The sequence below is a fragment of the Pseudomonas saudimassiliensis genome, from assembly GCF_000939975.1.
Lineage (GTDB): Bacteria > Pseudomonadota > Gammaproteobacteria > Pseudomonadales > Pseudomonadaceae > Halopseudomonas > Halopseudomonas saudimassiliensis.
Window position 1 is genome coordinate 2,536,864 of sequence record NZ_LK391969.1, and the last position, 25,292, is coordinate 2,562,155.

Consider the following 25,292-nt stretch of genomic DNA (forward strand, 5'->3'; position numbering starts at 1 on the left):
AGACCTTTGACATAGGTGCACCAGCCGAGGGCGGGGGTGCGCATATGTCATTGGAATGCTCGACCCGCCCTCTTTCGGAATATCCTTGGAAGCCTTTTTCGTTTCAACCGGAGTGGTGACGCTGGCGGAGATCGGCGACAAGACCCAGTTGCTGGCGTTGCTGCTGGCGGCGCGTTTTCGTCGACCCTGGCCGATCATCTGGGGCATCCTGTTTGCCACCATTGCCAACCATGCGTTGGCCGGTGCGGTAGGTCAGCTGATCGCAGGCCTGCTGAGCGATACCTGGCTCTACATCCTGCTCGCCATCAGCTTCCTGGCCGTGGCCGCCTGGACCCTGGTGCCGGACAAGCTCGATGAAGACGATACTCCACCGATCAGCCGCTACGGCGCTTTCATGGCGGCATTGGTCGCCTTCTTTCTCGCCGAGATGGGTGACAAGACCCAGGTGGCGACCGTGGTCCTGGCCGCACAATTCGATGCCTATCTGTGGGTGGTGCTGGGTACTACGCTGGGCATGATGCTGGCGAACGTGCCCGTGGTATTTCTGGGCCACGCCGTGGCCGGAAAATTACCGCTGGGCCTGATCCGCGGTATTACCGCCGTTATCTTCTTGCTGCTTGGTGTCTATGCCGGCTGGTTAGCCTGGAGCTAGATGCTTCCTTCCCAGGAGGACCCCCAAGGACCCGCGCCCGGGGTGGGAGGCGCTCGAGTCGGTGGTTGTAATGAGGTGTCGAGCCAGGGTAGCGATGATGCGCTGCACGCGCGCATTGATCTGGTCTCGGTGGTCGGCCCGAGGGTGCGGCTGGAGCTGCGTACCGACCATAGCGAAACCCTGGTCCAGGCGGAACTGAGCAAACACCGGTTCCGCGAGCTAGGCCTGCTGCAGGGCGGCGATGCCTGGATCAGGCCGGTCAGCAGTCGGGTGTTCCTCGACGACAGCGAGCTGCAAGCGATCTGAGCCGGCCCTGGCGGCGGTGGCCTGCGCCACCGGCCAGGGTTACTATCCTTACCTGCACTGTTTGCCGGTCGATACCCGACCGGCCACCGATGGGAGGATCAGATGAGCCATTCAGCCTACGTGCCACCGAGGGTCTGGACCTGGGATAAGGACAACGGCGGCAAGTTCGCCAATATCAACCGGCCCGTCGCCGGCCCCACCCACGAGCGTGAACTGCCCCGCGGCGAGCACCCCCTGCAACTCTATTCGCTGGCGACCCCCAACGGCGTCAAGGTCATCATCATGCTCGAGGAGCTGCTGGAACTGGGCATCGGCGAGGCCGAGTACGACGCCTGGTTGATCCGCATCCAGGAAGGCGACCAATTCGGCAGCGGCTTTGTCGGGATCAACCCCAACTCGAAGATCCCGGCACTGCTGGACACCAGCGTCAACCCGCCGCTGCGGGTGTTCGAATCCGGCTCAATCCTGGTCTACCTGGCGGAGAAGTACGGCCACTTCCTGCCCCACGACCTGGCCGGACGCACCGAGTGCCTGAACTGGCTGTTCTGGCAGATGGGTAGCGCACCCCTGTTGGGCGGCGGCTTCGGGCACTTCTACGCCTACGCCCCGGAAAAGTTCGAGTACCCGATCAACCGCTACACCATGGAGGTCAAGCGCCAGCTCGACGTGCTGAACCGGCAGTTGGCGGATAACCGCTACATTGCGGGTGATCAGTACAGTATTGCCGATATGGCGATCTGGCCGTGGTACGGCGGGGTGGCGACCAACCAGGTGTACGAGGCCGCGGAATTCCTCGAAGCCCACAGCTATACCCATGTGCTGCGCTGGGCCGAGGAGATCGGCCAGCGCCCGGCGGTGCAGCGCGGCCGCAAGGTCAACCGCACCTGGGGTGAACTGGGCGAGCAGGTGCCGGAGCGGCATTCGGCCAGTGATTTCGATCAGTGAGCAGCGGAGTTGCCATAACGGTAAAACCTGTCTAGAATGCGCCCCACTTCGAGAGCAAATGGGTGATTAGCTCAGCTGGGAGAGCATCTGCCTTACAAGCAGAGGGTCGGCGGTTCGATCCCGTCATCACCCACCACTCGAGGTAACGCGCAGCGGTAGTTCAGTTGGTTAGAATACCGGCCTGTCACGCCGGGGGTCGCGGGTTCGAGTCCCGTCCGCTGCGCCATATCCGAAACCCTCGCATCGAGAGATGCGAGGGTTTTTCGTTTCAGAAGCGCGCCAGCTGCATTTCCTGCAGACGGCTGAGGGTGCGGCGGAACGGGAAGGTGAGGGCGCCTTGGGTGTATAGCTCGGTCAAGGGCACTGCCGCTTCGATATACAGCGGTATGCGGCGGTCATAGCATTCATCCACCAGGGCGATCAGCCGGCGGACGCTGTCGTCCTGTTTCGACAGCGCCGGCAGGGCACGGTCGCCAGCCTTCACTTGCTCCACCGCATCCTCGGTACCCCGCGCAATCCTCGCTTCCCGCTCGGCGCCGCTGAGCGCCGGGACCTCTCCCAACAAGATCACCGGATAACTGTCGCACAGGGTCATGAAGTCCGTGGCGGCCAACGGCCGTTCGCAGAGTTCGGCAAAGGTGAACCAGATGGCCTCGGTGCAGTGCCGCAGTGGGTGCAGTTGCTGGTGGTTCAGCATCACTGGGGCGCTGGATACGGCACCGGCGGGGCACAGCCGGGTGAAAACGTCAACCAGGGCTGTCGGGTTGTTCACCCAGTAACGTGGGTGCGCCTGGCCGGGGTGCAGGCGGTGGTCCTGGCCGCCATCCACGTCTACCACCTGCATGTGCTGTTCAATGGCGGCGAGTGCGGGTAGCAGGCGTTCACGGTTGTGCCCGTGCTCGTATAACTGATGCGGCGGCTGGTTCGAGGTAGCCACCAGCACCACGCCTTCATCGAACAGCGTCAGGAACAGCCGGCCAAGGAGGGTGGCATCGCCGATATCACTGATGAAGAGTTCATCGAAACACAGCACCCGTACTTCCGCCGCCAACTCCCGGGCGATGGTACTGAGCGGGTCGGCGGTGCCAGTCAGCTGGAATAGCCGCCGATGCACCCACTGCATGAAGTGGTGAAAATGCTGGCGCCGACTGGGCACCTGCAAGCTGTTGTGGAAACTGTCCATCAGCCAGGTCTTGCCGCGGCCTACCGGGCCCCACAAGTAGACGCCCCGGGGTGCGGGCGCGCCGGGCTCGTGCAGCGCCTCGAAGCAGTGCTGCAGATGGTCAATGGCGTGCTGTTGGGCAGGATCGGGAATAAAGCCCTGATGGGCGATGGCCTGCTGGTACGCGGCCAGGGGTGATTGCATAGTCATGGCGTGCAGTTTACCAGCAACGGCCATGGGGCTGCTGGTCAGGGGGTGTGTTGCGGTAGCCAGATGGTCGGCGCGCAGCATTGGTGTCCCACGCCTGGAACAATATGCAGCTGTGCATGGGGGATCTGTTTGGCCGACCCAATGAACAGCGGCGGGGGCACCTGGGTGTCGTTGGCACCGAAATACAGATAACGCTGACGGTCCGCTCGCCAGAGCCTGATCGCTGCGGGATTAAGGGAGGCAAACAGCCGACCGTAACGGTGATGATCGGACCAGATATCGGTATCCACCGGGCTGGACAGGGTGATCACCTGCGTGACCGGTAGATCCCGTTCGCCCAGCAGCAAGGCCAGTACGCCGCCGCCGGAATAGCCCACCAGCGTAATGGTTTCGATATCTGGATGTTGATCAAGCCAGTCGCCTAGCCCGAGGACCATGCTGTCTACCACCGCTGTGGAATAGCGGCCGTAGGTCCAGAGCAGGGGATCGCAGCCGGGCGCCGCCTGCACCCCATAGCAGGGGCGTCCCAGATAAAGAGCCGGACCCGATGTCTGGCCCATCCAGATCAGGGCCTGTGGCCTGGCGGGGGTTGGATCCGGGGATACAACCCGGCCGCCGGCGCGCCAGGGGCGGCCGTCGCCCTCGATAAACACGAGGGCATGGCGCCCGGCGACTTCTCGTTGATAGGAATGCAGCAGATAGTCACCGCCTGCTAGAGACACGGGTTGGAGGCCAGCCTGGTTGGCTATTTCCTTGAGCGAGGGCGAAGAAAGGGGAGCGCAGCCGGATGCCAACCAAAGCAGCACCCAGCCGATGAATAGGCGGGCCGACAGCGAAGCTGTCGGCCCGGTGAAACCGCTGCGATCACCATGCGTGACCGCAGCGCCGGATAGGTCAGAAATTCTGCCGGAAGCGTATCTCAACGGAGTGCTCATCGTAGTTGTTATGGCCGACCAGGGTTTCCGCCCGCAGCGCGAGACTACGATTGACACCCATGTCCTTGGTCAGCCCCACCCCAACGCGGCCATAGTCCGACGACTGCGACGGCGTGCGGCTATCGAATACGTTACCGGGGGCAGCCACAAAGGCGGTACGCACCGAGGTGCCATCGTCCTCGAACTCATGTTCCCAGGCCAGGCGCAGGTCGCCGGTCAGGGTGTCGGAGAACTGCACCGCGGTGGTGAAACCGAGTTCGGACACCAGCGACTGGATATCGCTGCTGCCGACCCGCAGCGCAGCGGCGCCGCCACTCTCTGTGAAGCCATCGATCTCGACGTCGGTGTAATGCAGGTAGGCGAAGGGCTGAATCGCCAGGTTGCGCACCAGCATGGATTTCACCACGCCCACCGACAGGTTCCAGATATCCCCATCGGTATCACCTTCGAGCACGCCGAAGCCGCTGTCGCGACGTGTATCGAAGTTGGCGCGGCTGTAGCTCAGGTTGCTCTCCAGATACAGCTCCGGGCCCAGCTCCAGTGAGCCATACAGGATTCCACCCCAGGTGTCGGCCTCGGTACCGCCACCCACCCCGGAAAAGTCCGAGTCAGTGGTTGAATAGTGCAGAGCCGCACCCAGTTGCAGGGCGTCGCTGACGTAACGGTCGGCACCCGCCACCAGGGTGTAGGTCGTGCTGTCATAGCCCGGGGCCGCTGAGGTGTCGTCATAATCACCGCGCGTGTAGATGCCGCGAATGAAGTAACCCACGTCACCCTGATCGCCCGAGGCCGCGCCACCCCGGACCAACCGCATCGAGTCGACCATATCCGGCGACAGGTTGACGTTGGCATTGCTGTAGTTCATCAAGTGGATGTCGTTGCTGGCCATGCCGGTGCGGCGCAGGTCGGACAGCCGGTCCAGCACCACGCGGCGCACGTGGCGGCTGTTGGCCGCAGCGGTGCGCAGCATCTGGCTGACCTGGTACTGATTGAGTTGACGGTATTGCCTGGGGTTATTTATTTGCTGACCGATCTGCTGCAATCCTGTGTTGTTGGAAGCGGCAATGGCGCTGCAGATTTGCGCGGCGACGCCGCTGGCAGCGTTACAGTCGATGCCGACAACCGGGGTCTGCCCGGCGGAGATTTCGGCTACCAGTTTGGCCAGCTCGCCGCTCAGCGCCGCCAGGGCGTCAGCGTCGGTATATACGCTGCGTAGGCCATCGATATCCATCGCCGTGCCGCCACTGGTCAGCGCCAGCTCGGTGTAATCGGCTTGGGTAGTGCCGTCGGCTGATTGCAGGATGTAGCCCTGCACCTTGGTGATCACGCCCGACGCGTCCTTCACATAGGCGTAGCCGGTGGCCGGGTCGGCGCCTACCACGGCGATGGCGGGGTTACCGTCCAGATCGGTGAAACGCTGACTGACGACAGCGTGGACAACAGTGTTGTACTGCGCCAACTGGGCCTGGATGTAGGCCTTGTCGATTTCGGTCATGCCGCTGGGCAGGTGCGAGGTGTCAAGGTTGGTACGGTCGTTGTCCCGATCCTCATCAGTGATCAGCATGATCGAGGCGCCGGCGGTGGGTCGGAAGTCGAAATTGCGGAAGGTGTAATCGATGGCCCGGTAACCGTCTTCTGTCCCACCGGTGGTCACCAGTTCCGAGGTGATGGCGTGAAAGTCGTCCGCCGTGCCCCATACGTTGTCAGGATCGAGTGACAGGTTGAAATGGCGGTAGAAATCCGCGCCCTGTTCGCGGCCTGCTTCGTGGGCGGAAGGCGGGGTATAGGTTGCGCCGCCGAAGCCCACCAGACCGTACTGGTTCAAGGTGACGTTCTGCTCTTTGAGCATGCTGTCGAGGTTGCGCACATAGGTGCCGATGAAGGCGTTGTGTTCACCGGACATGGAGCCGGATTCGTCGATGACGATAGCCATGTCCAGCGTGGTGGCGGCATGCAGTACGCCGCTCATCAGGGTCGAACTGATGATGCTCGCGAGCAGGGTAGGTTTGTTGAGGTTCATGTGAAGCTCCGTAGCTACGCCCGGCAGGAGGACGCAGATTTTTGTTACGGAAGCACTTCAACAACGCCAGCATTGATTGGGCGACAGCTTGTCGAGAAAGCAGATTCCAGATTCAGGTGGGCCGGTCTGTCCTTTTCCGGTTCAACTGGCGCCGGCGCCGATTCTGGCTCTGTTTGCATATATTTTCAACTGTATGGACGCGCAGATGCCGGACCACAGGGGCCCGGCACAGGGGAGGCAGGAATCAGTCCTCTTGGTTGGCGAGGAAGTTGACTGCCATCATCGCCATGGCGCGACTCCCCACAACCAGCGCGCTTTCATCGACGAAGAATTCCGGGTTGTGGTTAGGCGCGGCGGTGGCCGGGTCCTGGCCCTCCGGGGTGATCCCGAGAAAAACGTACAGGCCGGGCGCTTCCTGGGCAAAGAAGGAGAAGTCTTCAGCAGCGCCGGGCAACTCGGCAGTGGCGACCTTGCCGTCAGCGGCGCGCTCCAGTACCGGCGCCATCTTCTCGGTCAGCTCGGCATCGTTGATGGTGGTGCTGTACATCGGCTCGATGGACACCTTGGCGGTGGCACCGGCGCTTTCGGCGATCTTCTCGGCGCTCAGCGTCAGATCGTCGCGCAGCTTGTCGCGCACACCCTGGTCGTAGGTGCGGATGGTGCCGGCCATTTCTACTGTCTCGGGAACAATGTTCGGACCGCTGCCGCCATGGATGCTGCCAATGGTCACCACGGCGGGGGAGCGGGTCAGGTTGGCCTTGCGGCTGACCACGGTTTGCACGCCGTTGATTACCTGGGCTGAAGCGACAACCGGGTCGATGGTGTTCCACGGCATGCCGCCATGGCCCTGGTGGCCGGTCACGGTGATGTTCAGCATGTCGCTGGCCGCCGTGGTAGCACCGCTGCGCCAGCTGATCTCACCGGTGGGGCCAGGCATGACATGCATGGCAAAGATGGCATCGGGTTTGACCGACTTGAACAGGCCGTCTTCAAGCATCAGCTTGGCACCCCAGCTGGCATCCGGGCCGGGTTGCACCAGGCTGGAACCCTCCTCGGCGGGCTGGAAGATGAACATGACGGTGCCTTCGATCTGGTCGCGCACGCCCGCCAGCACCTCGGCGGTGGCCATCAACATGGCGGTGTGGGCGTCATGCCCGCAGGCATGCATCACGTCGACTTCGGTGCCATGGTAGATGCCGGTCGCCTGGGAGGCGAAGGGCAGGCCTGCCGGTTCCTTCACCGGCAGGGCGTCCATATCGGCACGCAGGGCCACCGTGCGGCCGGGCTTGGCGCCCTTGAGAATACCGACCACGCCGGTGCGGCCGACTTCGGTCTGCACTTCCAGGCCAAGCTCCTTGAGGTGCTCGGCCACCAGGCGGGCGGTGCGGGTTTCCTGCTCACCCAGCTCCGGGTGCTGGTGAATGTCCCGGCGCCATGCGATGAGCTGTTCTTCGATGGCGGCGGTATCCTTGCGGATTTGCTGTTCCAGGTCGGTGACCGGTGTCTGGGCGTAGGCACCGAGGCTGAACAGGAGGCCGGCGGTCAAGCCGGGGAGAAGGGAATGACGAAGCATGATGATGGGTCTGCCCTGTTGAGGTTCATGGGAGTTGAGACCCCATATACGCTACCATGTTCAACCAGAGTGACTTGCCGCGGTGGGGTAGTAGAGTGAAACCAAATGTGTGAATTGATGGGCATGAGTGCCAACGTACCGACGGATATCTGTTTCAGCTTTTCCGGGCTGATGCAGCGTGGCGGCCGCACCGGACCCCACTGCGACGGCTGGGGTGTGGCCTTCTATGAGGGCAAGGGCGTACGCTGCTTCCATGACCCTGCGCCCTGCCACAGCTCCGCCATCGCACAGTTGATCGAGCGCTACCCGATCAAGTCGGAGAATGTCATCTGTCACATTCGCCAGGCCAACGTCGGGCGGGTCAGTCTGGCCAATACCCACCCGTTTACCCGTGAGCTGTGGGGGCAGTACTGGACCTTTGCCCATAATGGCCAGATCAATGACTTCACCGCCGGCCCGGGGCCGTTCCAGCCCGTCGGCAGCACCGACAGCGAAGCCATTTTCTGCGAGTTGCTCAACCGGCTGCGCAGTCGATATGCCCAGCAGCCGGATCAGCAGGATATCCTCGCCTGCCTGACCGAGGCCTGTGCCGAATTCGCGGCCCGCGGGGTCTGCAATATCCTGTTGAGCAATGGCCAGTGGCTGTTCACGCTCTGCACCACCAAGCTGTCCTGGATCACCCGGCGTGCGCCTTTCGGGCCGGCCCAGCTCAGCGATGTGGAGCTGGTGGTGGATTTCCAGGAGCACACCACCCCGAACGACGTGGTTACCGTGGTCGCGACCGAACCATTGACCAGCAATGAGCAGTGGCAGCCTTATGCGCCGGGCGAGTGGCGCCTGTGGCAGGGCGGTGAAACCCTGCAGCAGGGCAACGTGCTCGCCTGAGCGGCATCAGTCCGTGCAGCGGCGGTTCTTCAGGCTGGCCTGGGACACGTTGCTGCCGGCTGGCAAGCTCTGGGTGACCCAGACATTGCCGCCAATGATCGAGCCGGCGCCGATGGTGATGCGGCCGAGAATGGTGGCGCCGGCGTAGATCACCACATCATCCTCGACAATCGGATGGCGCGGCTGGCCCTTCAGCAACTTGCCCTGGTCGTCCGACTCGAAGCGCTTGGCGCCCAACGTCACCGCCTGATAAATGCGCACCCGCTCGCCAATGATGGCGGTTTCGCCGATAACCACGCCGGTGCCGTGGTCGATAAAGAAGCTCGGGCCGATCTGGGCGCCCGGGTGGATATCGATGCCGGTGTCCGAATGGGCCAGCTCGCTGATGATCCGGGCCAGCAGGGTGAGACCCTCGCGGTACAGCAGATGGGCGATGCGGTGGTGGATAACCGCCATCACCCCGGGGTAGCAGAGCAGCACTTCGTCGACCGACTTGGCGGCGGGGTCGCCGTGGTAGGCGGCCATCACGTCGGTATCCAGGATACGCCGCAGCGCTGGCAGGCCTGCGGCGAAGCGGCGGACAATGCCCTCCGCCTGCTTCAACAGCTCATCGGTATCCTGCGGGTTATGGCGGTGGGTATGGCGCAGTTCGAGCAAGGCTTGTTGTAGCAGTGAATTCAGCGTCACATCCAGCGTGTGGCCAACATAGAAGTCCTCGTTGGCCTTGCGCAGATCGGCCGGCCCCAGGCGCATGGGGAACAGCGCACCGGCCAATGATTCGACAATGGTCTGCATGGCCGTGCGCGAGGGCAACTCCCGGTCGCCGGGTTCGTGGGTCCGCCCCTGGGCTGTGCGCCATTCGGAGCGGGCTTCCCGCAGTTGTTCGACAATGCTATCGAGTTGCCAGCTTTGGTCGTAGGTCATGGTCAACACTTATGTTCCGGAAAGGCCCCATGGTAGACACTCCTGGCCGCGGCGCAAAGCCCTGGCGCGCAACCGATTCAGCATGGATACAGCCGCAGAGGGTGCCCGCGAACTGCAATCCGCAGCTGGGGGAGGGCAGGCTATCGGTCTGTCTGAACTCGCAGCGAGCAACCCCGTCGTAATCAGGGAGAGGCTCCACGATCGAGGTGACCATCTATGTACCAACACATTACCCGAGCAGCACTGACTGAATTGCTTAAACTCCAGGGCCAGACCTTCGTGTCCCTTTACATGCCCATGGAGCGGACCTTCCCCGAACGCGAGCAGAACAAGGTCCGTTACAAGAACCTCATGCGTCAGCTACGCGACCATCTGGAGGGCGGCAAGGGGGCAGGGGGAACGGCGCTCCTGCAGCAATTCGAGGCGCTGCTCAACGACGACGAACTCTGGACGAACCCGCGTAACGGCCTGGCAGTACTGGCCAGCGATGACTTTTTCAAGGTGTTCTCACTGCATCAGACCGTCGAGGAACGGGTGCGGGTAGATCGCCAACCCTATCTCCAACCCCTGCTGCGCATAAACCAGTTCGCGGAAAGCTTCCAGATCCTTTGCGTTACCCGCGATGCGGTAAGGATGTGCGAGGGCGATCGCCATGTTACCCATGAAGTGGAGCTGCATCCCTCGGTACCCCGCAACCTGGAAGATGCCTTGGGTACCGAATTGACCGAGAAGAACCAGTCCGGTTACCCGGAAGGTTTCAGCCGGGCCGCGGAACGTGCCGGCGGCATGACCATGCACGAGGCCGGCGGTGGCGGTAAGCAGGACGAGATCGACAATGACCGTGAGCGGTATTTCCGTGCGATCGACAAGGCCATCACCGAACACCACTCCCGCCCGGGTCTACCCTTGATCCTCGCCGCCTTGCCGCGTAACCAGGCGGCCTTTCGCGAGATCAGCCACAACCCGCAGTTGCTGGAGGAGGGTATTCCCCTGGATCCGTCATTGCTCGATGCCAGCGAGCTGCGCCGCCACGCAGCGGAGATCATGACCCGCCGTCACAGCGCCTGGTTGAACAGCGTCATGGAGCGCTATGGCGCGGCCAAGGGCAAGCAGCTGACCTGCGAGGATCTGCCGGAAATTGGCGAGGCAGTCTACGCCGGACGGGTAGCCATGCTGTTGGTGGAATCCGGGCGCAGTGTGCCGGGGGTGGTCAATCCCCAGAGCGGCGAGGTGGACCTGTATGAAGCCGAAGACGACACCGCTGACAGTGGCGCGGACGTGCTCGATCAGCTGATCCCCCGGGCGGTGCAGAATGGGGCCGAAGTGGTCGTGGTGCCCAAGGGCATGATGGAAGGCGGCAGCGGGGCCGCCGCGGTGTTCCGGTTCTGAAGTGCCGGACCGGCAGCCCGTGCCGGGCTGCCGGTATTGTTACTCCTTTTCGGCATCGATAACGATGCCGCTTTCCTCCGGTATCGCCGGCCCGAACCAGCGCTCCATCTTGCGACTGGCCTGGGCCTTTACGTCATCGGTGATATAGGCCGACACCGTGGCCAGGGCTGCCAGCAGCACGCCCAGATCGTCGGTATAGCCCAGCAGGACGGCGAAGTCCGGGATGGCATCCAGCGGGAAGATGAAATAGCCGAGGGCGCCGTAGATGGCGGTTTTAGCCCAGCGCGGGGTCTGCGGATCCTGGGCGGCGTAGTACAGCCAGAGGACCTTTTCCACCACTTCCTTGCCTGCCACCTTGGCGTAGCGGGTCAATTTGTTCCATAAACCGCTTTCGCTGAATTTTTTCTCGAAACTCTGAAACTTGATGGCCATGGTCGCCCCCTGGGAAATGCAATGCGTGAACCTGATAGTCAGGTGCTCAGACTACAGACCACAGCGGTGGGGTGAAAGTGCGGTGCGGGGAGGGTGTGAAGAAGGGATGGAGCCAGTGGAAGATGCCCCGGCGTACCGGGGCATCGTTTCGACTTAGAGCAGAACGAAGTTGTACGTCAGGTAGACGCGCAGCTGGTCCTGGTCGCGGCCGCTGTTGCCCTCAGCGGCGCCGGAGCGCAGGCTGGCATGACGCACGGATACACCCAGGTCTTTCAGGAAGCCCTGTTGCACGGTGTAGTCCAGGCGCAGGTTACGTTCCCATTCCTCGTCCCTTTCGCCGGGATTGACGTCGAAGTCACTACCGCGCAGGTACTTGGCAGTGAATTTCAGACCGGGCGCCAGATCGGCAAAGTCGTAGCTGTACTGGCCAACCCAGGTCTTCTCGCCGGCACGCTCGAACTTGTTGATCTGCGAGTCGGTGATCAGGTACGCAGTGGAGCCGCCGCCGTTATCCAGGTAGACGAAGTTGCTGTCGCCGCTCATCTTCTGGTAGCCCAGGCCCAGGCCGTGGTTGCTCAGCTTGTAGGTGAACATGGCGCTCATGGCGCGGTTGTCCACTTCGCCATCGTTGTAGATGCCACGGGCTGTGTAACCAGCTGCGCCACTATCGTTGGCACCAGTGGAGCCGCTGTCGAAGTAACGCAGGTCAGTGATCAACTGGCCGGCACCCAGGTCCAGGGTGTGGACCGCGCCCAGGTAGTGCTGCTTGTAGTAGTCCTTGAGCTTGGCGAAGTAGTAGCTGGCTACCAGGTTGTCGCCCAGCTGGGCATCACCGCCGGCGTACTGGAACTTGTTCACCAGTTCGCTGCTGCCACCGATGCGCAGATTTTCATGGGAGGTGGAGTTACGACCGCTGGACTCATCCATCTGGCCCAGGCGCAGGGTCAGATTGTCGATTTCCTTGGAGGTCAAGGTGGCGCCGCTGTAGGTTTGCGGCAGCAGGCGACCGTCGTTGCGCATCAGCACCGGCAGGCTGGGCTGCAGGCCGCGGCCGACCTTCAGCTCGGTCTCGGAGACCTTGGCCTTGGCAGCGAAGTCGATCTGGCTGAACTCGGGTACCGCGCCGCCGTCGTCATCTTCGGGGAACATGCTCTGGCTGCCCTGATAATCCAGGCGAATGCCCGCACGGGCAAACACGTCCAGACCAAAGCCGACGGGGCCCTGGGTGTAGCCGGACTGGAAGTCGAGCATGAAGCCCTGGCCCCAGGCCTTGTCGTCCTCAACATCACCTTCACGGTAATCACCGTTGAAATACAGGTTACGCAGGCCCAGGGTAGCCTTGGCGTCGTCGACGAAGCTGAAACCGTTATTCGGGGCCTGGGCCATGGACAGAGTTGGCAGAGCCAGCACAGCGGCGGCGACGCTGCTGGCGATCAGTGTTTTTCTCATTATGTTGTTCCTCGAGTATTACATCTCAGGGGTTGCCCGTCGGGCGGTCATTTTTATAACCGCTGTAACATAGATGAATCTGCCAACAAATCAAGCAATTGACGTGTCGATCTAGACCTAAGTATGAGGAACCCCTGCGTTGTCGGTCGGTCTTATCGCGCCGCCTCATACAGGGGGCGTACCTTGGGAATATTGTTCTGCAGGTTCTGGATGCGCCCGGAGGAGGAAGGGTGAGTGCTCAGGAAGGCGGGCGGCTGGCCCTGGGAGGCGGCGGCCATCTTCTGCCACAGAGTGACCGCCGCGTCCGGCTTGTAGCCGGCCCGCGCGGCCAGTTCCAGGCCGATCAGGTCTGCTTCGGTTTCGTTGGAGCGACTGTTGGGCAGCTCGAGGCCGTACTGTACCGCCATGTCCGCCGCCTGGCGGGCGCCTTCGCCCAGGCCCAGCAGCGAACCAATCACCTGGGTGCCCATCTGCGTGGTATAGGCGCGGGAAATGGCCTCGCGACCGTGTTCGCGCAGAGCGTGGGCAATTTCATGGCCCATGATCTGGGCAATCTCGTCGTCGCTCAGCTGCAGCTTATCGACAATGCCGGTATAGAAGATGATCTTGCCGCCGGGCATGCAGCTGGCGTTCAACTGGTCGCTCTTGATGAGGTTCACTTCCCACTTCCAGTTGGCCGCATCGGGGCGGAAATGATCGACCTCCTTGACCAGCTTGTCAGCGATGCGGTGCAGTCGCTTGAGCATGGCAGCATCGGTGTTGAGCACCTTTTTTGCTTTCGCCTCGGCGAGCATTTCGTTGTAGGACTCGGCCGCCATCTGGTCGACCTCGGCGCTGGACAGTGCGCTGAACATGTATTGGCTGCGATCGACGCCGACCGCTCCGCCCTGGGTGGTATTGACGGTTTCGCAGCTCGCAAGGAGCATGAATGGCAGACAGCAAAGTAGACGGGTGCGCATGACGGACTTCCTTCGCGATTTCGATACCGGGGGCAGCGTGGCGTGCGCTCGGTAGCAGATCAGATTTAACTAGCTTGGACCGCTGCGGTTTATAAAGCGTTCCGGATCAGTTGGCAATCATTCCGCTGCGGCGGGGCTGTCGAGCCGCACCGCATGACCGATCGGGTTGCAGCAGTGCGGGCCCTGGGTGGCCGGGCTGCTGACCGCAGGGTTGACCGGATACATCAGTTGCACCTGGGAGTCGGCATTGAGCAGTAGCGGTTGCAGCGCCCCCGGCGCCGTGGCGCTGGCCAGCCAGATCGCCTGCTCGGCCCGGTTCAGCGTCACCGGCATGCGCTCGCCCAGGCGCGCCGGCAGGCCTTTGGCCGGGGCCGTGATCAATGCGCAGCTGTCCCAGTAAGTGCCATCGTCAAGGGCATAGCGATCCCAGAGTGCCGCCAGCGCCAGGCCGCCGTTCTCACGCCGCAGGTACCAGGGCTGTTTGCGCTGGCCCTGCGGCTGCCAGACATAGAAGCCATCGACGGGAATCAGGCAGCGGCGCTGCACCAGGGGCTCGCGGAACATCGGCTTGTCATGGAGGAACTCGGCCTGGGCGGAAAAGGGCGCGCGGCTCAGGTCGCGCAGCCAGCCAGGGGTGAGATTCCACAGCACCTCGGTGCATTCGAGGCGGCTGTCGGTCTTGCGCAGGATCAGGATGCGATTGCCGGGGCTAAGGTTCCAATTGGGCCGCCAGCCTGCGGGCAGGTCCGGCGCCGGCGCATTGAACTGGGCGATGCGGCCGGTCATAGCGGATCTTCCTCACGGCGCAGGTCGAGCTGGTAACCCTCCAGGTCATTGTCTACCCAGAGGTTGACGAGGATCGGTTGGCAGCAGACGGAGCAGTCCTCCACATAACTCTGCGAGCCGCCGCTGAGGTCGACCAGCAAGCGGATGGGCTCGCCGCAGTGCGGGCAATGGCGTGCGCATTCATCCAGCAGGGGCATGGGATTCTCTCGAAACGGGGTAGTAGGGCAGTCTAGCAGACCCGGGGGTGAACTACCCAGGCGGCGGATGTGGCGGGAATTTGCCGGTACGCTTCAGGCATGATCCGACAAAACCGGCACAGGGGAATTGTGAGTCCCCTCGCTGCGCCGCATAATGCGCGCTTTCTACCCAAGGTAATGAGGAATGCATGGGCGAGTTTGATGCCATCCGGCCCTATGGAGATGACGAAGTACCTGTCGTCCTGCAGCGGTTGCTGCAGGATCGCGAGCTGTTGCGTACGCTGGCCGGTTATCGATTCCCCCGCTTGAGCCGCTGGCTGCCGGGCATGGCCTCGGCGTTGGTGGGTGCCGGGTTGCGCCGCGAGGCCCGGGGGATCGATACCATCGACGCCTTGCAGCATCGTCTCGAGCCCTGGCTGGACAAGGTGATCGAACGCAGTGCGTTGACGGTCACCTATAGTGGGCTGGAGCACCTGAGCAAGACCCAGCCGCACCTGTTCCTGGCCAATCACCGGGACATTGCCATGGACCCGGCCTTCGTCAACTATGCCCTGTACCACGGCGGGCACCCGACGCCACGTATCGCCATCGGCGACAACCTGCTGCAGCGCCCCTTCGTCAGCGACCTGATGCGGCTGAACAAGTGCTTTATCGTGCATCGCTCGGTGGCCGGGCGGCGGGAGAAGCTGGCGGTGTACCAGACCCTGTCGGCCTACATCAACCATTCGATCCTGGGCGGGCATTCGGTATGGATCGCCCAGGCTGAAGGCCGCGCCAAGGACGGTTGTGATCGTACCGACACCGCCATCATCAAGATGCTGTGCATGAGCCGCAAGGGTGAGGCGTTCGCCGAGGTAGTGCGGTCACTGAATATAGTGCCGGTATCCATCGCCTATGAATGGGATCCCTGCGACCAGATGAAGGCGCGGGAGCTGGAGCAGCGCGAGCGAACCGGTGGCTATACCAAGCAGCCGGGCGAGGATGATCGCTCCATTGCCATGGGGCTGACCGGTTACAAGGGGCGGGTGCACATTGCCTTCGGCAAGCCCCTGCTGGGCGACTATGCCGATGCCAAGGCGGTGGCGGCGGAAGCGGATCGCCAGATTCTCGGCCTGTATCGGCTGTATGCCAGCAACTACCTGGCCTTGGAGCAATTGCAGGCGGAATGTCCGGAGGTGAACATCGAGGGGTGGCGCCGACAGTTCGACGCTGCCACCCTGGCACTGGAGGAAAAACGGTTCGCCGATCGGCTGGCGGCCTGCCCGCCGGACCAACGTCCCTGGTGGCTGCGTCAGTACGCCAATCCGGTGATCAGTCGCCAGTGGGTGTCAGACCAGGCGGGCAGCCAGGGTCAGCAGTGAGGCCAGTCCCAGGCAAACACCGCCAACCAGCATGAACAGCCGGTTGGCCCGGGGGTTGCCGGTTGCCGGGCCGGCCATGTCCAGCGTGCCGGCCGCGGTGGCGGCGGGAGGCGCGGGCGGAGCGCAACTGGGTGGCAAGGATCAGCCAGGCGCCGGCCAGCCCATAGAACAAGGCCAGGCTGTTGAGCACCAGAACACTGTTATTCAGATAAAAGGACCACGCAACCTGCAAAACGGGCATGCAATTTTTCTCCGGATATGTCGGTGCTCGTGAGCTGGGGATTTAGTTGTTATTCTGGCTGGAGCGGACGATGTCGATGATCGGCGCGGATTTTAGGATAAACCGCAACGGACCTCGACCCGTGCCGGTGAAAACCCGATGAAAGGACATGCGCAACATTCTCGCCCGGCTCGGGTCCAATCTTCAGAAGGCGCCGGCCGCAGACCAATCGGTAGCCCGCGGGTTGCCGCACAGATACGAGGTGAATCATGAACACAGGAATTATCAAGAGCTGCCTGCTGGGTGTCGCACTGGTCCTCGGCGGGTGTGCTTCCGGGTTGACCGGAGACACCTACAGCCGCGATGAAGCCCGCGCGCCACAGACCGTGCGCATGGGCACCGTAGAGTCGGTGCGCCTGGTGCGGATCGAAGGCACCAAGACCAATATCGGCACCGGCGCTGGCGCCGTGGTGGGCGGCGTGGCGGGCAGTTCCGTCGGCGGTGGCCGCGGCAGCATCATCACCGGCGTGCTGGGCGCGGTGGCCGGCGGCATGGCCGGTGCGGCGGCCGAGGAAGGGCTGACCCGGAACCAGGGTATCGAGATCACCGTGCGCGAGGATGGCGGCCAGACCCGCGCCTACGTGCAGGAAGTGGATCCGAATATGTCCTTCGCACCGGGTGAGCGGGTGCGGGTACTCACTGTCAATGGCGTTTCCCGCGTCAGCAAGTAACTCCCCCTGGCGGGCCGCTACGGCCCGCTTCATGGGCTCCCCGCCCGTGCTGCCGTCCTTCGATCAGTCCGTTTGCTACCTTTCCGATAACCATATTGGTAGCGCCCCCACGCCCACCGCCGCGCTTATGCTATTAATTTGTTAAGCAATTTATCGTGGCTCGAGCCGTCTCACTGTGGATAATGGCGAGTTCCTACCCGTGCAGGAGGGTAACGGACAATATGGAGTTCTGACCTGATGACCCTGGCGCTAATTGTATTGCTGCCTCTGCTTTGTGTGTGCCTGCCGCTATTGACGGACGGAAAGGGCCGCTCGTTATGTGCGCTGGCCACCATGGTTGCCCCCATACTGGGGCTGATCCTGTTGTGGAGCCATGCGGCTACGGTTTTCAACGGCGAGGTGATTGTCCAGACCTGGCCCTGGATCGAGCGGCTTGGCCTGAACCTGAGCTTTCGCCTTGATGGGCTGAGTTTCCTGTTTGCCCTGCTGATCCTCGGCATTGGCATACTGGTCATCCTCTACGCGCGCTATTACCTGTCGAAGAACGACCCCATGGGGCGCTTCTTCAGCTTCCTGCTGCTGTTCATGGCCGCCATGCTGGGCGTGGTCCTCTCGGAAAACCTGCTGTTGATGATGTTTTTCTGGGAATTGACCAGCCTGTCGTCCTTCCTGCTGATCGGCTATTGGTCCCACTCGACCGATGCACGCAAGGGCGCGCGCATGGCCCTGGCGGTCACCGGCGGTGGCGGTCTCGCGCTGCTGGCCGGGGTGCTGCTGTTGGGCCAGGTGGTGGGCAGCTATGAGCTGAGCGCCGTACTGGCCGCCGGCGATGTGATTCGCGAGCATGCGCTTTACCCCGTGATCCTGGTGCTGGTGCTGCTGGGGGTATTTACCAAGTCGGCGCAATTTCCCTTCCATTTCTGGTTGCCCCACGCCATGGCCGCGCCCACGCCGGTGTCGGCGTACCTGCACTCGGCCACCATGGTCAAGGCGGGGGTATTCCTGCTGGCGCGGCTATACCCCGCGCTGTCAGAGACGGATCTGTGGTTCTTCCTGGTCAGCGTCACCGGTATGGCGACCTTGCTGCTCGGTGCCTGTACCGCGCTGTTCCAGCACGACCTGAAGGGCTTGCTGGCCTATTCGACGATCAGCCATCTGGGGTTGATCACGCTGCTGTTCGGCCTGGATACCCGCTTGGCTGCGGTGGCCGCCGTGTTCCATATCATCAACCATGCGACTTTCAAGGCCTCGCTGTTCATGGCGGCGGGGATCATCGACCATGAGACCGGCACGCGCGACATGCGGCGTATCAACGGGCTGTGGAAGTACATGCCCCATACCGCAACGCTGGCGATGGTCGCCGCCTCGGCCATGGCCGGGGTCCCGCTGCTCAACGGTTTCCTCAGTAAGGAGATGTTCTTCACCGAGACCCTGCAGCAGCACCAGTTCGGCAACTACAGCTGGATTGTGCCGCTGGTGGCAGTGACCGCCAGTGTCTTCTCGGTGGCCTATTCGCTGCGCTTCATCCACGACGTCTTCTTCAACGGCAAGCCGGTGAACCTGCCGAAGTTCCCGCCCCATGAGCCCAGCCGCTACATGAAGATACCGGTGGAGATCCTGGTTGCGCTGTGTTTGCTGGTGGGCCTGTTGCCGGGCTTCACCGTCGCCGGGCTGTTGGCGGTAGCGGCCAGCGCCACCCTGGGCGGCGACTTGCCGGAGTACAGCCTGGCCATCTGGCATGGAATCAACCTGCCGCTGGCCATGAGCTTTGTGGCGTTGCTGGTGGGGATCCTGATCTATTTCGGCCGCCATCGCTTGCTCGGCTGGTATGTGCATCTGCCACAGCTGGACGCCCGCGCTATCTTCGAGCAGATCATGCAGCGGCTGGTCGGCATGGCCGCGGTGTTTACCCTGCGGATCGAAAACATGTCCCTGCAGCGCTATCTGCTGTGGATGCTGTTATCGGCGCTGTTGGTAAGTGGTGTCTGGCTGGCGCGGTTGCCGTCCCTGTGGGGAACGGTACCGCTGACGCCGGTTGACGGGGCGACCTTGGCCGCGGCGCTGATGCTGATGGCGTCAGCCGGGGCGACCGCGATCTGGCATCGCCGGCGCCTGGTATCCCTGGTCATGCTCAGCGTGGTCGGGCTGTTCGTCGCGCTTGCCTTTGCCCGGTTTTCGGCACCGGACCTGGCGCTGACCCAGCTCTCGGTGGAGTCGGTCACCATCATCCTGATGATGCTGGCGCTGTATTTCTTGCCGCGCACCACACCGGCCGAGTCAGCGACCTGGCGCCGCGGCCGCGATCTGTTGATCGCAGCGCTGGCCGGCGCGCTGGTCACCGTACTCTGCCTGGCGGTGCTGACCCGTCCCTACGAGAGCATTGCCGGGTACTTCCTCGCCAACAGCCTGACCGGAGGCGGCGGGACCAACGTGGTCAACGTGATCCTGGTGGACTTCCGCGGCTTCGATACCATGGGCGAGATCACGGTACTGGCCATTGCCGGTGCGGCGATCTATGCCTTGCTCAAGGGGCTGCGCATGAGCCGGCCGGCGGTCGATGCCGAAGGGCGCCCATGGGCTAAAGACCGGCCCCCGTTCATGCTGGTCAACCTGTCCCATCTGATTCTGCCGTTGGCATTGATGGTGTCGGTGTATATCTTCCTGCGCGGGCACAACCTGCCAGGCGGCGGCTTCATTGCCGGCCTGATCACCGCAGTGGCGCTGATCCTGCAATACGTCGCCAGTGGTAACGCCTGGGCCCGCGCCCGCTGGGGCGTCGACTATCACCATCTGGCCGGTGCCGGTGTGGTTATCGCCGGGCTCACCGGGGTGGGTAGCTGGTTGTTCGGCTACCCCTTCCTGACCAGTGCCTTCGGCCACTTCGCCATCCCCCTGGTGGGCGAAATCGAGCTGGCCACCGCCATGCTGTTCGATCTCGGGGTGTACCTGACCGTAGTCGGGGCGACCCTACTGATTCTGTCCAATCTGGGCAAACTCTCAATTCACGCTGTCCGGGAGCCGCAATAATGGAGCTGCTGTATGCCCTCACGCTGGGGGTGCTGACCATGTCAGGCGTCTATCTTCTGCTACGCGCCAGAACCTTCCCGGTAGTGGTCGGCCTTACCCTTATCAGCTACGCCGTGAACCTGTTCCTGTTCGCCATGGGCAGGTTGAGCACCGGTAAGCCTGCCGTGCTGGGGCAGGTGGCCGAGCACACCGATCCGCTGCCCCAGGCGCTGGTGCTGACCGCCATCGTCATTGGCTTTGCCATGACGGCCTTCGCGCTGGTCCTGGCGCTGCGCGCCCAGGGCGAGCTGGAAAACGATCACGTCGACGGCCGGAGCAAGCGCTGATGGAGCATCTGGCGATATGGCCTGTCCTGCTGCCCATGTTTGCGGGCGCGTTGTTACTGTTGTCCGGCCGCACGGGGGAGGGTTTCAAACGTAGCGTCTGTCTGTTGGCAACCCTGTTGCAGATACCCGTTGCAGTGCTGCTGCTGGGCGCCGCGAGTACCGGCTTACAGGTGTATGCTGCGGGCAACTGGGTACCGCCGTTCGGCATCGTGCTGGTGGTGGACCACCTGTCGGCGCTGCTGTTGCTGGTCACGGCTGTGCTGGCGGTGGGAGCGATACTGTACGCCGTGCGCGGCGACGACCTGATGGGGCCGAACTTCCACGCGCTGTTTCAGTTCCAGCTGATGGGGATCAACGGCGCCTTTCTCACCGGCGACCTGTTCAACCTGTTCGTGTTTTTCGAGATCCTGCTGATCGCCTCCTATGCTTTGCTGCTGCATGGCAACGGCTCGGCGCGGGTACGCTCAGGCCTGCATTATGTGCTGCTCAATCTGTTTGGCTCAGCACTATTCCTGATTGCGGTAGGCACCCTGTATGGGGTGCTCGGCACGCTGAATATGGCTGATCTGTCCCAGCGGGTAGCCCAGCTGTCCGCTGCGGATGCACCGCTGGTGGCAGCGGCGGCCATGCTGTTGCTGGTGGTGTTCGGCCTCAAGGCGGCGGTATTTCCCCTGTATTTCTGGCTGCCCCGGGCCTATTCCGCAGCTACCCCGCCGGTGGCGGCGCTGTTTGCGATCATGACCAAGGTCGGTATCTATTCGATCCTGCGGGTGTATACACAGATCTTTGGCGAGACCGCCGGGCCGCTGGCGGACCTGATCACCGTCTGGCTGTGGCCGGCTGCGCTGATCACCCTGGCCATGGGCACCATCGGCGCGCTGGCCGCCGCAACCCTCAACGGGTTGGTTGCCTATCTCCTGGTGGTATCGGTGGGTACACTACTTGCCGGGGTTGCCCTGGGCACCCATGAGGCCCTGGTCGGTGCGCTCTATTATCTAGTGCATTCGACCTGGGTCTGCGGCGCGCTGTTCTTGCTCGCCGGGATCGTCTCCCGCTGCCGCGGCCCGCGTTTCGTTGGTCGCCTGGTGCCGGGCCCCGCGCTTCCCAAGCCCATGTTGCTCAGCGGGCTGTTCTTTCTTGGCGCCATCTCGGTCATTGGCCTGCCGCCGCTGTCGGGCTTTATTGGCAAGTTGCTGCTGCTGCGGGCCACCGGAACCGGCACGGCTGCGGCCTGGCTGTATCCGTTGCTGCTGGGCAGCGGCCTGATCACCATCATCGCCATGAGCCGGGCCGGCAGTACCCTGTTCTGGCGCAAGGACCCGGCTGCCGGAGGCGGCGAGCCACTGGATGGGGTACGCCTGACGGCCGTCCTGCTGCTGATGCTGTGTTCGCCGCTATTGGTCCTATTCGCTGATCCGGTGCTCGATTACCTGGATGCGACGGTTAATCAATTGCTGAATCCCGAGGAATACGCCCGGCAGGTATTGTCCTTCCAGGCCAAGGCTGTTGGAGGTGCCCATTGATCACGCAATCAAGATGGTTGCCGCATCCGTGGATGAGCCTGTTGTTGCTGGTTGTCTGGCAGCTGCTGGTCAACGACCTGACGGCCGGCTCGCTGATCATGGGCGGGGTGCTCGGATTGGCCATACCCTGGCTCACTCAGGTGTTCTGGCCGAACCCGCCCCGGCTGCATAAACCCTGGACGCTGCTGCGCTTTGTGTTGCGGGTGCTGGGGGACATCATCACGGCCAACTTCGATGTGGCCAAGCTGATCCTCGGGCCCAGCGAGCGGCTGCAGCCGGCCTTCGTGGTCTATCCCCTCGAATTGGAGAATGACTTCGGCATCAGCATGCTGGCGACGACCATTTCGCTGACGCCGGGAACCGTCTCGGCGGATGTCAGCGAGGACCGTCGCAGCCTGTTGATCCATGGGTTGAACGTGCCGGACGAGCAGGAGCTGATCGACACCATCAAACATCGCTACGAGCAGCCGCTGATGGAGGTATTCCAATGCTCCAGAACGTGATCATCATCTGCCTGGGCATGATCTCCCTCGCCATGCTGCTCAATGTGCTGCGGCTGTTCAAGGGGCCGGACATGCCCGACCGCATCCTGGCACTGGACACCCTGTATATCAATTCCATCGCGCTGATCGTGCTGATGGGCCTGTTGCTGCGCTCCAACCTGTACTTTGAAGCAGCGTTGCTGATTGCCGTGATGGGTTTTGTCGGCACCGTGGCGGTGGCCAAGTATCTGCTGCGCGGCGATATCATCGAATAAGGAGCAGTCATGGAAACCGCAATTGAATGGCTGGTAGCCGGGTTGTTGCTGTTGGGCAGCCTGTTTGCCCTGATCGGGTCCTTTGGCCTGTACAAGCTGCCGGATTTCTACATGCGTCTGCATGGGCCGACCAAGGCGACCACCCTGGGCGTGGGCGCACTGGTGGTCGCCTCCATGGTGTATTTCAGTTCAACCGGGGAGGTTGGCCTGCATGAGCTGCTGATTACCCTGTTCCTGTTCATTACCGCCCCGACCAGCGCCAACATGCTGGCCAAGGCCGCCATGCAGGTTCGGGCCGCACGGGTCGAACGGACCCGGGGCGAACCCTGGGAACAGTAAGCGGGTAGGAAGTGATTCTGCCGGGAGGCAGGAACGAGCGACTCGATTGGCTGCGATCATCCCGGGTGAGCCCCGGATGATCGCAGCCGGATCAGCAGATCAGTCAGCCAGCGCGATGCTGGTGGGGTAGGGCGTCAGGATGATTTCTACCCGGCGGTTGAGCTTGCGACCGGTAGGGCTGGCATTGTCAGCGCGGGGCTGGTTGTCGGCCATGGCGCTCAGGCGCATGCGTTGACGCTCGATGCCGCCCAGGCGCAGGACGCTGGCAACTGCCTGGGCCCGCTCCATGCTCAGCTTCTTGTTCAGCTCGTCGCTGCCGTCGCTGTCGCTGTGGCCGACCACGGTTAGCTGGCTGGCGCCATCGACCTTCAGTGCCTGGGCAACCTTGCTCAGCGGCACCAGGCCCGAGGGCAACAACAGGGTGCGTTTGGGATGGAAGTTGCCATCCACCGGGATCATCAGGCGGATCTGCTCGCCTTCGCGCTCAATCTCATAACCTTGCTGTTTAGCAATGCTGGTGAGATTGACGATACGTGATTCGGCCCAGGACGGTGCCGGCGGGGCCACCTCGACCACTTCCTGCTTGGAAGAACAGGCGGTTACGAAAACCAGTGAAGCAAGCGTCAGTGTTTTTATGATATTCATGTGCAATCCAGACGGTGAGTTAACCTGGGCAATTTCGAAGTGCACACAGATTAGCACTCGGCAAGCGAATTGTGACCACCAAATTCAAGCAATTCATCGGTTTATGGCCGATTCTTCAAAGAGGTTCACACTATGGCAGGTTGGTTTGGCCGGACACCGGCGCTGGCAGTCGCTTTTCTTACCCTGAGCCTGACTGGCTGCGCCTCATGGTCCCTCTGGCCGTCCGCAGCTGAAGGCCCCGCACAGCGGGTCGCCGGGCTGATCGAGCGGGGCGCCGATGGCCGCTGGATAGTGCGGCCCTGCGGCGAAGAACATGAACGGCTGCTGCAGCCGACCCCGCAGCTGCAGGAGCTGTTCGACGACGTTGCCCAGCCGGGGCAGATCTCCATGTTTGCGGAGTTGCTGGTCACCGAGGAAGACGGCCGTTGGGTCGTCCAGCGGACCCAGCGCCTGCAGACAACCGGACGCGGTTGCATGGATAACAGCGCCAAGCATAGCCAGTGGGTCGCCTTCAGTCTGGATCCGGCCTGGCGCGTGGATATCACTGCCCAGGGGTTGACGCTGGACACCGACGATGCGGAAAGTGGTCGGCAGCTGGCGACCATCCACGAGCAGATGCCCGACGGCGCCCAGGTATTTCGTGGTGTCCAGGACCAGGGGCTGGAGTTGTGGCTGTATCCGTCCGGCTGCATTGACCGGAGCACCGGCGATTATTACCACCTGAGCGCGACCCTGGTACGGGATGGGCAGCGGCTGCGCGGCTGTGGGTATGAAGGTGGGCAGGCGGCGGCACCCTGAGTAGTTGCTGGGGGTAGGGCGGCGCCCTGACCCCAGCCTCAAGCCCCCAGATACGCCTCGCGCACCTGCGGATTGGCCAGCAGCTCATCCCCGCTGCCCTGCATCAGAATATGGCCGTGTTCCATCACATAACCCCGGTCCGCCAGCTTCAGCGCCTGGTTGGCGTTCTGTTCCACCAGGAAGATGGTCACGCCCTGGCGGCGCAGCTCCTCGATGATCTCGAAGATCTGCTGGATGATGATCGGTGCCAGGCCAAGTGACGGCTCATCGAGCAGCAGCAGCCTGGGTTTGCTCATCAACGCCCGGCCGATGGCCAGCATCTGCTGCTCGCCGCCGGACATGGTGCCGGCGCGTTGCTGATAACGTTCCTCCAGGCGGGGAAACAGTGCCAGGGTGGCCTCCAGCTGGGCCTGCACCTCCTTGCGGTCAAGAAAGAATGCACCCATGGCCAGGTTCTCTTCCACCGTCAGGCGGGAGAATACCCGGCGGCCCTCGGGTACGATGGCCACGTCCCGCCGCATGATGTCGCAGGTCTGCGACCCCACCAGCTCCTCATCCCGATAGCGAATGCTGCCGCTGGTAGGGGCCGGGTCGCCGCACAGGGTCATCAGCAGGGTGGTCTTGCCGGCACCGTTGGCGCCGATCAGGGTCACGATCTCGCCGGCTTCAACCTGCAGGCTGACATCGTGCAGGGCCTGGATCTTGCCATAGAAGGTATTGACGTTGGCAAAGGTCAGCATG

Annotated in this window: 27 protein-coding genes and 2 tRNA genes; 16 read left to right on the top strand and 13 right to left on the bottom strand. The window is 62.7% G+C overall.

Annotated features, from left to right (window positions below; translation table 11 throughout):
- The first annotated feature begins 85 nt into the window (after positions 1-85).
- The 5 genes from VG99_RS11655 to VG99_RS11675 all read left to right on the top strand — a co-directional run bounded on the left by VG99_RS11655 (position 86) and on the right by VG99_RS11675 (position 2,129).
- Positions 86-652 (top strand): TMEM165/GDT1 family protein, encoded by a 567-nt coding sequence (locus tag VG99_RS11655; RefSeq protein WP_044500138.1) that lies wholly within the window; start codon positions 86-88, stop codon positions 650-652.
- Positions 653-958 carry a TOBE-like domain-containing protein gene (locus VG99_RS11660; protein ID WP_082050038.1) on the top strand — a complete coding sequence of 102 codons (306 nt, stop codon included), beginning with the start codon at positions 653-655 and terminating at the stop codon, positions 956-958.
- A gap of 102 nt (positions 959-1,060) precedes the next feature.
- Complete coding sequence (gene yghU, locus VG99_RS11665) at positions 1,061-1,903, top strand: glutathione-dependent disulfide-bond oxidoreductase (protein ID WP_044500142.1); 843 nt, start codon at positions 1,061-1,063, stop codon at positions 1,901-1,903.
- 60 nt (positions 1,904-1,963) lie between these two features.
- Positions 1,964-2,039, top strand: a tRNA-Val gene (locus VG99_RS11670).
- A gap of 13 nt (positions 2,040-2,052) precedes the next feature.
- Positions 2,053-2,129: transfer RNA gene (locus VG99_RS11675), tRNA-Asp, on the top strand.
- 42 nt (positions 2,130-2,171) lie between these two features.
- On the opposite strand, the gene zapE is transcribed toward VG99_RS11675, so the two are convergent.
- The 4 genes from zapE to VG99_RS11695 all read right to left on the bottom strand — a co-directional run bounded on the left by zapE (position 2,172) and on the right by VG99_RS11695 (position 7,803).
- Entirely contained in the window at positions 2,172-3,275 is a 1,104-nt protein-coding gene (gene zapE, locus VG99_RS11680; RefSeq protein WP_044501615.1) for a cell division protein ZapE, read from the bottom strand.
- Positions 3,276-3,313: 38 nt separating this feature from the next.
- A complete protein-coding gene (locus VG99_RS11685) occupies positions 3,314-3,997 on the bottom strand; it encodes a hypothetical protein (RefSeq protein WP_052508789.1) in 684 nt (227 codons plus the stop codon).
- 172 nt (positions 3,998-4,169) lie between these two features.
- Positions 4,170-6,230, bottom strand: coding sequence for an autotransporter family protein (locus VG99_RS11690; RefSeq protein WP_044500144.1), 2,061 nt, complete (start codon positions 6,228-6,230; stop codon positions 4,170-4,172).
- A 244-nt stretch (positions 6,231-6,474) separates the two neighbouring features.
- Positions 6,475-7,803, bottom strand: coding sequence for an amidohydrolase (locus VG99_RS11695; RefSeq protein WP_044500145.1), 1,329 nt, complete (start codon positions 7,801-7,803; stop codon positions 6,475-6,477).
- A 105-nt stretch (positions 7,804-7,908) separates the two neighbouring features.
- On the opposite strand from VG99_RS11695, the gene VG99_RS11700 reads away from it, so the two are divergent.
- A complete protein-coding gene (locus tag VG99_RS11700) occupies positions 7,909-8,688 on the top strand; it encodes a class II glutamine amidotransferase (RefSeq protein ID WP_044500146.1) in 780 nt (259 codons plus the stop codon).
- Between the two features lie 6 nt (positions 8,689-8,694).
- Here the strand turns inward: VG99_RS11700 and epsC are convergent, their stop codons facing one another.
- Complete coding sequence (gene epsC, locus VG99_RS11705; protein ID WP_044501617.1) at positions 8,695-9,612, bottom strand: serine O-acetyltransferase EpsC; 918 nt, start codon at positions 9,610-9,612, stop codon at positions 8,695-8,697.
- A 216-nt stretch (positions 9,613-9,828) separates the two neighbouring features.
- On the opposite strand from epsC, the gene VG99_RS11710 reads away from it, so the two are divergent.
- A complete protein-coding gene (locus VG99_RS11710) occupies positions 9,829-11,001 on the top strand; it encodes a baeRF3 domain-containing protein (protein WP_044500148.1) in 1,173 nt (390 codons plus the stop codon).
- Positions 11,002-11,040: 39 nt separating this feature from the next.
- Here VG99_RS11710 and VG99_RS11715 read toward each other — a convergent pair whose 3' ends face one another.
- The 5 genes from VG99_RS11715 to VG99_RS11735 form a co-directional block, all read right to left on the bottom strand.
- On the bottom strand, positions 11,041-11,433 hold the full coding sequence (locus VG99_RS11715) for a YkvA family protein (RefSeq protein WP_044500150.1): 393 nt from the start codon (positions 11,431-11,433) through the stop codon (positions 11,041-11,043).
- Between the two features lie 153 nt (positions 11,434-11,586).
- On the bottom strand, positions 11,587-12,882 hold the full coding sequence (locus tag VG99_RS11720; protein ID WP_044500151.1) for an OprD family outer membrane porin: 1,296 nt from the start codon (positions 12,880-12,882) through the stop codon (positions 11,587-11,589).
- 152 nt (positions 12,883-13,034) lie between these two features.
- Positions 13,035-13,841 carry a M48 family metallopeptidase gene (locus tag VG99_RS11725; RefSeq protein WP_044500152.1) on the bottom strand — a complete coding sequence of 269 codons (807 nt, stop codon included), beginning with the start codon at positions 13,839-13,841 and terminating at the stop codon, positions 13,035-13,037.
- Between the two features lie 117 nt (positions 13,842-13,958).
- Complete coding sequence (locus VG99_RS11730; protein WP_044500154.1) at positions 13,959-14,627, bottom strand: SOS response-associated peptidase; 669 nt, start codon at positions 14,625-14,627, stop codon at positions 13,959-13,961.
- Positions 14,624-14,824 (bottom strand): CPXCG motif-containing cysteine-rich protein, encoded by a 201-nt coding sequence (locus tag VG99_RS11735; protein ID WP_044500155.1) that lies wholly within the window; start codon positions 14,822-14,824, stop codon positions 14,624-14,626. Before VG99_RS11735 ends, VG99_RS11730 begins: the two co-directional genes overlap by 4 nt.
- A gap of 188 nt (positions 14,825-15,012) precedes the next feature.
- On the opposite strand from VG99_RS11735, the gene VG99_RS11740 reads away from it, so the two are divergent.
- Complete coding sequence (locus VG99_RS11740) at positions 15,013-16,185, top strand: 1-acyl-sn-glycerol-3-phosphate acyltransferase (RefSeq protein WP_044500156.1); 1,173 nt, start codon at positions 15,013-15,015, stop codon at positions 16,183-16,185.
- Here the strand turns inward: VG99_RS11740 and VG99_RS16225 are convergent.
- On the bottom strand, positions 16,153-16,323 hold the full coding sequence (locus tag VG99_RS16225; RefSeq protein ID WP_158023920.1) for a hypothetical protein: 171 nt from the start codon (positions 16,321-16,323) through the stop codon (positions 16,153-16,155). The two genes, VG99_RS11740 and VG99_RS16225, sit on opposite strands and share 33 nt — an antisense overlap.
- Before the next feature lie 351 nt (positions 16,324-16,674).
- Between VG99_RS16225 and VG99_RS11745 the strand changes: the two genes are divergently transcribed.
- The 7 genes from VG99_RS11745 to VG99_RS11775 all read left to right on the top strand — a co-directional run bounded on the left by VG99_RS11745 (position 16,675) and on the right by VG99_RS11775 (position 23,108).
- Entirely contained in the window at positions 16,675-17,136 is a 462-nt protein-coding gene (locus VG99_RS11745) for an outer membrane lipoprotein (RefSeq protein WP_044500158.1), read from the top strand.
- 237 nt (positions 17,137-17,373) lie between these two features.
- A complete protein-coding gene (locus VG99_RS11750) occupies positions 17,374-20,163 on the top strand; it encodes a monovalent cation/H+ antiporter subunit A (RefSeq protein WP_044500160.1) in 2,790 nt (929 codons plus the stop codon).
- Positions 20,163-20,489, top strand: coding sequence for a Na+/H+ antiporter subunit C (locus tag VG99_RS11755; RefSeq protein ID WP_044500161.1), 327 nt, complete (start codon positions 20,163-20,165; stop codon positions 20,487-20,489). Before VG99_RS11750 ends, VG99_RS11755 begins: the two co-directional genes overlap by 1 nt.
- On the top strand, positions 20,489-22,012 hold the full coding sequence (locus VG99_RS11760) for a monovalent cation/H+ antiporter subunit D (RefSeq protein WP_044500163.1): 1,524 nt from the start codon (positions 20,489-20,491) through the stop codon (positions 22,010-22,012). Before VG99_RS11755 ends, VG99_RS11760 begins: the two co-directional genes overlap by 1 nt.
- Before the next feature lie 32 nt (positions 22,013-22,044).
- Positions 22,045-22,515, top strand: a complete 471-nt coding sequence (locus tag VG99_RS11765; protein WP_044500165.1) for a Na+/H+ antiporter subunit E — start codon at positions 22,045-22,047, stop codon at positions 22,513-22,515.
- Entirely contained in the window at positions 22,500-22,769 is a 270-nt protein-coding gene (locus VG99_RS11770) for a K+/H+ antiporter subunit F (protein ID WP_044500167.1), read from the top strand. The genes VG99_RS11765 and VG99_RS11770 overlap by 16 nt, the downstream gene beginning before the upstream one ends.
- Positions 22,770-22,778: 9 nt before the next feature.
- Entirely contained in the window at positions 22,779-23,108 is a 330-nt protein-coding gene (locus VG99_RS11775) for a Na+/H+ antiporter subunit G (RefSeq protein WP_044500169.1), read from the top strand.
- A 99-nt stretch (positions 23,109-23,207) separates the two neighbouring features.
- Here the strand turns inward: VG99_RS11775 and VG99_RS11780 are convergent, their stop codons facing one another.
- Entirely contained in the window at positions 23,208-23,753 is a 546-nt protein-coding gene (locus tag VG99_RS11780; RefSeq protein ID WP_052508790.1) for an OmpA family protein, read from the bottom strand.
- A gap of 132 nt (positions 23,754-23,885) precedes the next feature.
- Here VG99_RS11780 and VG99_RS15530 point away from each other — a divergent pair, with 132 nt between their 5' ends.
- Entirely contained in the window at positions 23,886-24,551 is a 666-nt protein-coding gene (locus VG99_RS15530) for a hypothetical protein (protein WP_052508791.1), read from the top strand.
- Between the two features lie 38 nt (positions 24,552-24,589).
- On the opposite strand, the gene VG99_RS11790 is transcribed toward VG99_RS15530, so the two are convergent.
- Positions 24,590-25,291: an ABC transporter ATP-binding protein gene (locus VG99_RS11790; protein WP_044500171.1), complete on the bottom strand. Its 702-nt coding sequence runs from the start codon at positions 25,289-25,291 to the stop codon at positions 24,590-24,592.
- Between the last annotated feature and the right edge of the window lies 1 nt (position 25,292).